Annotated in this window: 10 protein-coding genes, 1 pseudogene and 1 riboswitch; of the genes and pseudogenes, 2 read left to right on the top strand and 9 right to left on the bottom strand. The window is 75.6% G+C overall.

Annotated features, from left to right (window positions below; all coding sequences use genetic code 11):
* Positions 1–10 precede the first annotated feature (10 nt).
* On the top strand, positions 11–1,372 hold the full coding sequence (gene ribA, locus ACI3EY_RS11755; RefSeq protein ID WP_405036377.1) for a GTP cyclohydrolase II: 1,362 nt from the start codon (positions 11–13) through the stop codon (positions 1,370–1,372).
* Here ribA and ACI3EY_RS11760 read toward each other — a convergent pair.
* From ACI3EY_RS11760 to ACI3EY_RS11775, 4 genes are read right to left on the bottom strand one after another with little or no spacing between them, the layout of a single operon-like run.
* Entirely contained in the window at positions 1,347–2,225 is an 879-nt protein-coding gene (locus ACI3EY_RS11760) for a hypothetical protein (protein WP_405040511.1), read from the bottom strand. The genes ribA and ACI3EY_RS11760 overlap by 26 nt on opposite strands.
* On the bottom strand, positions 2,222–3,271 hold the full coding sequence (locus ACI3EY_RS11765) for a glycosyltransferase family 4 protein (protein ID WP_405040512.1): 1,050 nt from the start codon (positions 3,269–3,271) through the stop codon (positions 2,222–2,224). The genes ACI3EY_RS11760 and ACI3EY_RS11765 overlap by 4 nt, the downstream gene beginning before the upstream one ends.
* A 13-nt stretch (positions 3,272–3,284) precedes the next feature.
* Positions 3,285–3,662 carry a 6-pyruvoyl trahydropterin synthase family protein gene (locus ACI3EY_RS11770; RefSeq protein ID WP_405040513.1) on the bottom strand — a complete coding sequence of 126 codons (378 nt, stop codon included), beginning with the start codon at positions 3,660–3,662 and terminating at the stop codon, positions 3,285–3,287.
* 16 nt (positions 3,663–3,678) lie between these two features.
* A complete protein-coding gene (locus tag ACI3EY_RS11775) occupies positions 3,679–4,677 on the bottom strand; it encodes a zinc-dependent alcohol dehydrogenase (protein WP_405040514.1) in 999 nt (332 codons plus the stop codon).
* On the opposite strand from ACI3EY_RS11775, the gene ACI3EY_RS11780 reads away from it, so the two are divergent.
* Positions 4,676–5,260, top strand: a complete 585-nt coding sequence (locus ACI3EY_RS11780; protein WP_405040515.1) for a CDP-alcohol phosphatidyltransferase family protein — start codon at positions 4,676–4,678, stop codon at positions 5,258–5,260. The two genes, ACI3EY_RS11775 and ACI3EY_RS11780, sit on opposite strands and share 2 nt — an antisense overlap.
* Positions 5,261–5,268: 8 nt before the next feature.
* On the opposite strand, the gene ribH is transcribed toward ACI3EY_RS11780, so the two are convergent.
* The 5 genes and pseudogenes from ribH to ACI3EY_RS11805 form a co-directional block, all read right to left on the bottom strand.
* The gene (gene ribH, locus ACI3EY_RS11785; RefSeq protein WP_405036371.1) at positions 5,269–5,733 is read right to left on the bottom strand and encodes a 6,7-dimethyl-8-ribityllumazine synthase; all 465 of its coding nucleotides are present in this window, start codon (positions 5,731–5,733) and stop codon (positions 5,269–5,271) included.
* A 20-nt stretch (positions 5,734–5,753) separates the two neighbouring features.
* Positions 5,754–6,419, bottom strand: a pseudogene (gene ribB, locus ACI3EY_RS11790) (3,4-dihydroxy-2-butanone-4-phosphate synthase); the annotation flags it as partial.
* A 50-nt stretch (positions 6,420–6,469) separates the two neighbouring features.
* On the bottom strand, positions 6,470–7,075 hold the full coding sequence (locus tag ACI3EY_RS11795) for a riboflavin synthase (RefSeq protein ID WP_405040516.1): 606 nt from the start codon (positions 7,073–7,075) through the stop codon (positions 6,470–6,472).
* The gene (ribD, locus tag ACI3EY_RS11800) at positions 7,075–8,136 is read right to left on the bottom strand and encodes a bifunctional diaminohydroxyphosphoribosylaminopyrimidine deaminase/5-amino-6-(5-phosphoribosylamino)uracil reductase RibD (protein WP_405040517.1); all 1,062 of its coding nucleotides are present in this window, start codon (positions 8,134–8,136) and stop codon (positions 7,075–7,077) included. The genes ACI3EY_RS11795 and ribD overlap by 1 nt, the downstream gene beginning before the upstream one ends.
* Positions 8,137–8,262: 126 nt before the next feature.
* Positions 8,263–8,389: riboswitch (FMN riboswitch) on the bottom strand.
* 118 nt (positions 8,390–8,507) lie between these two features.
* On the bottom strand, positions 8,508–9,000 hold a 493-nt coding region (locus tag ACI3EY_RS11805; RefSeq protein WP_405040518.1), incomplete at its 5' end, for a hypothetical protein.

A 9,000-nucleotide genomic window follows, 5' to 3' on the forward strand; every position in this document is an offset into this window, starting at 1 on the left:
TACTCGGACGATGAGCGCAGAACCCCTCACGCCCGGCCCGGCCGTCACCCGGCTGGCCGAGACAGTCCTCCCCACCCGGCACGGCGTCTTCACGATGACGGCATACCGGGACGACGGGGGCACCGAGCACGTGGCGCTGAGCATGGGCCTGGGCGATCCGGAGCCTGGCTCCGGGCCCGGCCCGGCCCCGTTGGTGCGGGTGCACTCGGAGTGCCTGACCGGTGACGCGCTGGGCTCGCACCGGTGCGACTGCGGGGACCAGCTGCAGCAGGCGTTGGCGCAGGTGGCCGAGGAGGGCCGGGGTGCGGTCGTCTACCTGCGGGGGCACGAGGGCCGCGGCATCGGGCTCGTCGAGAAGGTCCGGGCGTACGCCCTGCAGGACGCCGGGGTGGACACCGTCGAGGCGAACCTGCGGCTGGGTCACCCCGCGGACGCCCGCAGCTACGACCACTGCGCACTGATCCTGGAGGACCTGGGCCTGCGCCGGGTCCGGCTGCTCACCTCCAACCCGGCCAAGGAGGAGGCTCTGCTGGCGCTGGGCGTGGAGGTCGTCGGCCGACAGGGCCTGTCGGTCCCGGTCTACCCGGAGAACGCCCGCTACCTGCGCACCAAGCGGGAGCGGATGGGCCACGACGACGCCGTCCAGGACGACGCGGACGGGGTGAACGCGGACGAGGCGCCGGACGACCCCGCCGGCGCCCGGTACGCCGACCTCACCGCCCCGGACGGGCCGCGCGTCATCGCCCAGCTGGGACAGAGCCTGGACGGGTACATCGCCACCCGCACCGGGGACGCCACCTTCGTCACCGGGGAGCAGGACCGCACCCACCTGCACCGGCTCCGCTCGCTCGTCGATGCGGTCGTCGTGGGCGCGGCCACCGCGGTCGCCGACGACCCGCAGCTCACCGTGCGGGCGGTCACCGGCACCAACCCGGTGCGGGTGGTGCTGGACCCGCAGGGGCTGCTGCCGGCAGCAGCGCGGGTGCTGACCGACGGCGCCGCCCCCACCCTCTGGGTGCTGGGCGCCGGGGCCCGTCCCGCTGCCGACCTGGACGGCCTCGCCGAGCACGTCACGGTGCTCCGGTGGGAGACCGAGGGGCCGATGGACCCGGCGCAGGTGCTGGCCCGGCTGCGGGGACGCGGCATCGACCGGGTGCTGGTCGAGGGCGGCGGCCGGCTGGTCAGCGCCTGGGTGGAGGCCGGTGAGGTGGACCGGGTCTACCTCACCACCGCGCCGGTGCTCATCGGCGACGGCGTCCCCGGGCTGCGGGCCCCCTCGGTGGACCGGCTCTGCGACGCCGCCCGCCCGGTGGTGCTGGACCGCTGGTACCTGGGCGACGACACGGTCACCGTGCTGGCGCCTCCCCGCTGACCTCGGGGCAGGACAGCAGATCGGTATGCCCGACCCGCACCGTGAGGGCGCCGGCGCCCAGCTGCCCGTGCCGGTGCCCCTGCCAGCGGGTCAGCGCCGCCCGCCGACCGGGACGCACCTCCAGCGCGTCCCGGACCCGTTCGTCGAGGAACCGGCGCAGCAGCTGCTCGCCGGAGCCGGCACCCGCGTCCGGGAGCAGCCACGGGGTGTCGGCGGTGCGGACGGCGCGGCCCCGCTCCTCCAGCATCCGGACCAGCACCGGGACCGCGAGCGGGCCGGGCCGGTCCTGGCGCTGCTGGTGCGCGTCGAAGGCCTCGGCCAGCAGGGCGTCGTCGGCCTCGGCGGGCTCCCACCCGACCTCCCCGGTCACCGACATCGCCAGCAGCAGGTCCGCCCCGGAGCCCACGACCGCCTCGGCCAGCACCTCCAGGTCGTCGCGGCCGAGCACGTCGAGCAGCGCCGCGCAGGTCACCAGCAGGGCCTCCCCCGGGCCGGGGCGCAGCTGCGCCAGCAGCCCGGGAAGCTCGGCGACACCGGCGCAGACCCGCTCGGCGTCGCCGTGCCCGGGATGGTCCAGGTGCTCCGGGTCGTGGTCCAGCACGGTCCACCGTTGCGGCAGCCCGAGGCGCGGCTCCAGGTAGGCCCGGTTCGCGCCGGTGCCCGCCCCCAGGTCGACCACCTGCACGGACCGCACCGCACGGTCGGTCCAGCGTTGCCGCAGGGTGTCCAGCAGCACGGCCGAGCCGCTGTCGCGGGCGGCCGTGTCGGCGGGGACCCGCAGGGCCAGCCAGTCCTGCTCCACCGGGCGCTCGGGCCGGGGGCCGGTGGCCCCGGGGCCCGTCCCGGTGCTCATGCCGCATCCTGCCGGGCGCGCTGCACGGCGGCGTCCAGGGCGGCCACCGTGGTCTCCCAGCCGGGCAGGGACGCGCGCCGGGCGAGCGCCTCGTCCCGCCACCGTCGGCGCAGCGCCGGGTCGGTGAGCCAGTCCCGCAGGGCCTGCGCGAGGTCGTCGGCGTCGGGGCCGACGGCCGTCCCGGCGGTGCCGCCGAGGGCCTCCTGGGCGCCGGTCCCCTGCACCACCACGGCCGGTATGCCCCGGGCCTGGGCCTCGGTGACCACCATGCCGAAGGTCTCCACCCGTGAGGGGTGGACCAGCAGGTCGGTGGCCGCCCAGGCGTCTTCCAGCTCCCCGTCGGTGAGCGGGCCGGGCTGGTGCACCCGGTCGGCGATGCCCGTCCGGTCGGCGGCGACCCGCAGGGCCGCGAGGTGGGCGGCGTCCGGGGCCGGACCGGCCAGCACCACCTGCCAGGCCAGGTCGGCGACGGCGCCCAGCGCCTCGAGCAGCACGAGCAGCCCCTTGCGCGGGGTCAGCGAGCCCAGCACCAGGAGCTGCGGGACGTGTCCCTCGCCGCCGTGGCCGGGCGACACCGGCGCGGGCTCCACCCCGGGAGCGGCGACCAGCACCGGCGCACACCCCGGGTAACGGTCCCGCACGTCCTGCGCGGCCCAGTGGCTGGTGGTGACCACGACGTGGGCGGCCCGGGCCGCGGCGTGCTCCCGCTCCGCGAGGTCGTCCCGCCGGTCGGCGGGGGCCTCGACCGGCAGCGGCAGGTGCACCAGCAGCAGGGTGGGCCGGCGACCAGCGGAGCGGCGGACCGCCTCGGGGCAGGCACCCCCGATGAGCCCATCCACGATCACCGGGTCGTCGGGGAGGCGGTCCCACCGCTGCTCGAGCTCGTCCCGGGCCACCCCGTCCGGGTGCGGCCAGTGCCCCGTCGCGGTGACCACCTCGACCTGCGCCCCGGCGGCGCGCCACCGGGAGATGGCGGCGGCGTCATACCGGTCGCCGCCGCTGGGCAGCTCGGGGTCGGCCTCCCGAACCACCCAGGTCACCCTCATCAGGTCACCCACATCAGAGTGCGAGCCGGTAGCTCGCCCAGGCGTCCGGGTGCTCGCGCAGGGTCACCACCAGGGCGTCGAACGGGTCCGGATCGATCCGCTCGGTGAGGCGCTGCGCGACCCACCGGGCGATCACCTCGGTGGTGGTCACCTGGCCCTCGAACTCCTCGAGGTCGTCCAGGTTGCGGTAGGAGATCCGGCCCAGGACGGCGGAGAGCGCCTCGGTCGCGGCGCCGATGTCGACGACCACGCCGTGCTCGTCCAGGTCGGGGCGCTCCCAGGTCGCCTCCACCACGTAGGTGCAGCCGTGCACCCCCTGGGCGGGGCCGAAGAAGGGGTCGGGCAGGCTGTGGGCGACCATCGCATGGTCGCGGACGGTGAGGGTGAACACGGGGTCCTTCCGGTCGTCAGCTCGGGTCGTCGGTGTGCTCGTAGTGGACCACGTGGCACAGGCCGGGGGCGCCCCCGGCCGCCAGCTCGTCCATCAGGGCGGGCAGCCGCACGAACGGTGTTGGCCCGGCCAGCAGCGCGTCCAGGGCGGGGTCGCGCAGCGCCGCGGCGGCCAGCTCCATCCGTGCCCGGTGGTCCCGCCGGGCGGAGCGGACCGGGCTGATGGTGCCGACCTGGCTGACCACGATCCGGCCGCGGCGGGCGTGGAAGGCCCCGCCCAGGTCCAGGGTGACCGGGCGGTCGCCGAACCAGGACATCTCGACCACGGTCGCCTCGTCGCCCAGCAGGTCCACCGCGCGCTGCAGGCCCTGCTGGGTGGCGGAGCAGTGGATGACCACGTCGCACTCGTCGCCGGCCTGCGCGGGGTCGACGCCGCGGGCCCCCAGCGGTCCGGCCAGCGCGGCCCGCGCCGGGTCCGGGTCGACCAGCTCCAGGCGTTGCAGGGGCATCCTGGCGAGCAGGGCGGTGACGCAGGCGCCGACCATGCCGGCGCCCACCACCGCGACCCGGTCCCCGTAGGCGGGCTGGGCGTCCCAGACGGCGTTCACGGCCGTCTCCATGGTCCCCAGCAGCACCGCCCGGTCGTCCGGGACGTCGTCCGGCAGCGGGGTGAGCGCGTCCAGCGGCACCACGTAGCGGTCCTGGTGCGGGTGCAGGCAGAACACCCGTCGGCCGACCCAGTCGCCGTCCTGCGGATCGCCGACGGCCTCCACCCGCCCCACCGAGAGGTAGCCGTACTTCACCGGGCCGGGCCAGCTGCCCTGCTGGAAGGGTGCCCGCATCCGCTCGGCCACCGAGTCGGGCACCTCCCCGCGGTGCACCAGCAGCTCGGTGCCGCGGCTCACCCCGGAGGTCAGCGTGCGCACCCGGGCCTGGCCGGGGCCCGGCGGCGCCAGCTCCTCCTCGGTGATGACACCCTGACCGGCGGAGACGGTCCAGTACGCTCGAGCCCTCATGTCGGACATTGTCGCGCCCGAGCGGCGCCGGCTCAGCCTGGACCGCCTCAACCTCGCCCACCTGGTGACCGGCGCCCGCGCCGTGCTGGTGCTGCTGGCCTCCTCCCTGGTGCTGATGTCCCTGCTGATGTCCGAGGGCACCGAGCCCGCGCGGGCCTGGGTGCTGTGGGCGTTGGCGCTGCCGGCCTGGGCGCTGGACCTGGTGGACGGTCACCTGGCGCGACGCACCGGCAGGACCAGCCGCTTCGGCGCACACTTCGACGAGGAGACCGACGCGCTGCTCATCCTGGTGCTGTCGGTGGCGCTGGCGCCGCTGGCGCCCTGGGCCCTGGCCATCGGGCTGGCGCACTACGCGTTCCTGCTGCTGCGCCTGACCGGACGTCGGTGGCGGGCGCCGCTGCCCCCGCGCGGCTCCCGCAAGGTGATCGCGGCCACCGCCGGAGGCATCCTCGTCTGGTCGGTGCTGCCGGTGATCCCGCCCTGGCTCGCTCAGCTGGCGGTCGGCGTCGGGGTGGTGCTGATCGTCTGGTCCTTCGGGCGTGACCTGTGGTGGCTGTCACGGCCGGGTGGGCACACCGCCTGAGGCGCAGGTCAGCGCAGCGCCAGCACCGTCGCCAGCGCCGCGGTGGTCGCCTCGTGGCCCTTGTCCTCGGTGGATCCGGGCAGACCCGCGCGGTCCCTGGCCTGCTGGTCGTCGTCGCAGGTGAGGACCCCGAAGCCGACCGGCACGCCGGTCTCGACGGAGACCTGGGTGAGCCCGGACGTCGCGGCCTGGCAGACGTACTCGAAGTGCGGGGTGCCGCCGCGCACCACCACGCCCAGGGCGACCAGCGCGTCGACCCGGCCCTCCCGGGCCAGCCGGGCGCAGGCCACGGGCAGCTCGAAGCTGCCCGGGACCCGGACCTCGCGCACGTCCTCGACGCCGGCCTCGGCGAGGGCGCGACGGGCCCCGTCGAGCAGACCGTCCATCACCTCCTGGTGCCAGGAGGCGGCGACGACCGCGACCCGCAGGCCCCTGCCGTCGACGGTGAGCTCGGGGGTTCCGGACTTGCTCATGCAGTGCTCCTGGTGGGGTGGGTCGGGACGGTGGTGGGCAGGTCGTGCTGTCGCCGGTAGGCGACGAGGTCCTCGATGGTGAGGACGGGCAGGTGGTGCTCGCGGGCCAGGGCGTGCACCTGCGGTCCGCGCAGCATCTCCCCCTCGTCGTCGACGAGCTCGCCGATCACCCCGACCGGGGCCAGCCCGGCCAGCCGGCAGAGGTCGACGGTGGCCTCGGTATGCCCGCGCCGCGCCAGCACCCCGCCGTCCCGGGCGCGCAGCGGCACCAGGTGGCCGGGGCGGCGCAGGTCACCGGGCACGGTGGCGGGGTCGGCCAGCACCTGCGCGGTCCGGCAGCGGTCGGCGGCGCTGATGCCGGTACTCACGCCCACGGCGGCGTCGACGGTGACGGTGTACGCGGTGCGCAGCAGGTCCTCGTTGTCCCGCACCATCAACGGCAGCTCGAGCCGGTCGGCGAGCTCGCCGGGCAGCGGCGCGCACAGGAACCCGGAGGTATGCCGCACCGCCCACCCGGTCCAGCGCGGGGTGAGGGTCTGGGCGGCCAGCACCACGTCGCCCTCGTTCTCCCGCTCCTGGTCGTCCAGGACCAGAACCGGTCTGCCTTCGCGCAGGGCCGCCAGGGCGGCCTCCACGCCACTGGCGCCGGTCGCTCTGCCCGTGCTGGTCGGAACGTCCACGCTCATCACACCGTCCGTGTTCACGACGCCGTCCGTGCCCATCACACCCCCGCCGCTCACGAGGTCAGGTCCGGGGAGAGCAGGCGCTCGGCATACTTGGCGAGCACGTCCACCTCGACGTTGACACTGTCGCCGGGGGCGCGCCGGGACAGGGTCGTCAGGTCCAGCGTGGTGGGGATGAGCGAGACCTCGAACCAGTCGGGGCCGAGGGCGGAGACGGTCAGCGAGACCCCGTCGAGGGCGACCGACCCCTTGTGCGCCACGTACCGGGCCAACGACGGGGGCAGGGAGAGGCGGACGACCTCCCAGCGCTCGCCGGGGGTCCGGGACAGGACGGTGGTGGTGCCGTCGACGTGACCCTGGACGACGTGACCGCCCAGCCGGCCGGTGACCGGGAGGGCGCGCTCGAGGTTGACCCGGTCCCCGTCGTGCAGGCGACCGAGACTGGTCACGGCGAGGGTCTCGGCCATCACGTCCGCGGTGAACCCCTCCTCGGTGCGGGTGGTGACGGTGAGGCATACCCCGTCGACCGCGATCGAGGATCCATGCACGGCGTCCGAGGCGACGAGCGGGCCCCGGATCTCGAGGACGGCCGAGTCGCCGCCGGGTGCGTCGGTGCGGGAGACGAGGGTGCCGAGTTCTTCGACGATGCCGGTGAACATCAGTCCTCCTGGTGGGGGGTCGGGGTGAGGGGTCGCAGGCGGATCTGCAGGTCGGGGCCGAGCCGGGTCGTCTCGGTGATCTCCAGCCGGGCGGTGTCGGCCACGGTGCCGATACCGAGGTCGGGGACGGCCGACGGGCCGGCCCCCAGCAGGGCGGGGGCGAGGTGCACCAGCAGCTCGTCGACCAGCCCGGCCTGCCAGAAGGCGCCGCCGAGGCGTGGCCCGCCCTCGATCAGGACGCTCTGCGCGCCCCGCGACCGCAGCTCGGTCAGGACCTCGGCGGGGTCGTGCGTGCGCAGGTGCAGGGTGGGTGCGGCGTCGTCGTCGAGCCTGGCACCGTCGGGCAGGTCCCGGTGCCCGACCACGACGCGGAGGGGCTGCACGGGGAGCAGCGTGCCGTCGGCGGCACGGGCGGTGAGGGCGGGGTCGTCGGTGAGGGCGGTCCCGGTCCCGACGACCACGGCGTGCACGGAGGTCCGGAGCCGGTGGGCGCTCTCCCGGGCGGCGGCGGAGGTGATCCACCTGCTGGTGCCGTCCGCGGCGGCGACCCGGCCGTCGAGGGTGCTGGCGATCTTCCAGAGGACGTGCGGGCGGCCCAGCCTGGCGGCACGGAGCCAGTCCGCGACGAGTTCGTCGGCCCCCTCGTCCGGGGAGCGACGTACCTCCACCCCGGCGGCGGCCAGCTCGTGCGCGCCACCGCCGGCAGGCGTGGGGTCGGCGACGGCATACCGCACGGCGGCGACGCCGGCCTCGGCCAGGGCATGGGCGCAAGGGCCCGTCCGGCCGCTGCGGGCGCACGGCTCGAGGGTGACGACGGCGGTCGCGCCACGCGCCCTGGGGCCGGCCTCCATCAGAGCGACCACCTCGGCGTGGGGCGTGCCGGCCCCTCGGTGGTAGCCCTCGCCGACGGTTGTCCCGTCGGGGGACAGCAGCACGCAGCCGACGCGCGGGTTCGGGTCACGGGCGGGGCCGCGGGCGGCGAGCTGAACCGCGCGTCGCAGGGCGGTCGCGACCGCCGCGTCGGGCGGGACGTGCCCGGGTGCCTGGGTGGTGGCCCTCACCGTGGTCCTCTCCTCGTCGGTGCCCGGGGAGGGACGTCTGAGGGGACGTGAGGGGCGGTTGCCCGAGTCGCTCGGCTCGGTGACGGCGTATGCCGACGTGCCGGGCGACGGGATAACCGTCGACCCTCGCGCTGCCTCCCATCCGGACTTTCACCGTCGGTCCTGGAGTTCCACCAGGTCAACCGGCCGCTGGCTGCGGTCGGGTCGCGGACTGTCACCGCCGGTTCGGACTTGCACCGACCCCGGAGCGCGTGTGTCTTGCGTTCCCAGTCTAGCCGCTGGAGGTAGGGGTCACGGTGGCCCGATGTCAGGGGTGAGGCTCGGGTGGTCGGGCGGCCGGACTCGGGGACCGCTGACCGGCAGGCTCCCGGTCAGAAGGGTGGTGGTTCGTCGCGCCAGGCCTGGTCGGTGTCGTCGCTCGGGGTGCTTTTGCCGGTGCTGGGGGTGTTGCGGCCGGTGAAGGGGTCGGTCCAGTGTTCGGCTGCCAGGATGGTCTCGGGGGTGTGTTGGATGAGGTGTTCGGGGGTGGGGGTGTCGGGGTGGGGTCCGGTGGTGCGGCGGTGGTCGCGGGTGCGGGTGTGGCGCAGCTGGATAGCTCGGTGGGTGTCGGTGATGGGGCCGATGAGGTCGGTGTCGCTGTTGGGGTCGTCGTCGCGTGCCTCGAGGGGTGCGCCGCGTTGGCGGGCGGCGAGGGCGGCGTAGACGAGCAGGGAGGCCAGGTGTCGCCGAGCGTCGGCGCTGAGAAGGCGCCCGGGAGTGTGACCGAGTGTCGGTGGGCCCACGTGGTCTGGTGTCCCTGAGTCCAGGGCAGCGGTCCCGGAGGTTCGAGACTCGGCGTGCGTGTCATCAGCGCCTGCATCTGGT

It is taken from the genome of Serinicoccus shuyuelongi (assembly GCF_045032955.1).
Classification (GTDB): Bacteria; Actinomycetota; Actinomycetes; order Actinomycetales; family Dermatophilaceae; genus Ornithinicoccus.